The organism is Gimesia chilikensis, assembly GCF_008329715.1.
GTDB classification, from domain to species: Bacteria; Planctomycetota; Planctomycetia; order Planctomycetales; family Planctomycetaceae; genus Gimesia; species Gimesia chilikensis.
Window position 1 is genome coordinate 1 of record NZ_VTSR01000023.1, and the last position, 435, is coordinate 435.

At 54.9% G+C, this 435-nt stretch carries 1 protein-coding gene; it reads left to right on the plus strand.

Annotated features, from left to right (window positions below; translation table 11 throughout):
* Positions 1-303 (plus strand): branched-chain amino acid aminotransferase (locus tag FYZ48_RS24960; protein ID WP_390625144.1); only part of this gene is annotated, 303 nt, incomplete at its 5' end.
* Positions 304-435: the final 132 nt, after the last annotated feature.

Sequence of the window (435 nt, forward strand, 5' to 3'; positions counted from 1 at the left end):
CGTTTCATGAACGAAGAGGCGGGCTTTATTGTCTCTGCCGAACTGGTACTGATCTCAACGATCGCCGTCCTGGCGATGATTGTAGGGCTCAGTGAAGTCGCCCATGGTATTAACCAGGAACTGGAAGATGTCGGCTCGGCGTTTGGCCGCATCAATCAGAGTTTCTATGTTGCAGGGGCGCATGGCCACAAGGCCTGCACAGACGGCAGCAGTTTCCGCGATCAGGCGGATTTCTGTGACGGCGAGAATGACATCGTCTGTGATCGTCCGCCCCGCAGCGAAGGGAACGGCTACTACTATTAAGCGATCGCGGAACAGCAGTTCTGCTCACACATAATGTTTCCTTAACAGGAAGCAGGCATGCATCGAGGCGGAGGTCTCCACCTCAGGCACCCTGATCAGCGAATCTGGTCAGGGTGCTTTTTTTATGCGCGG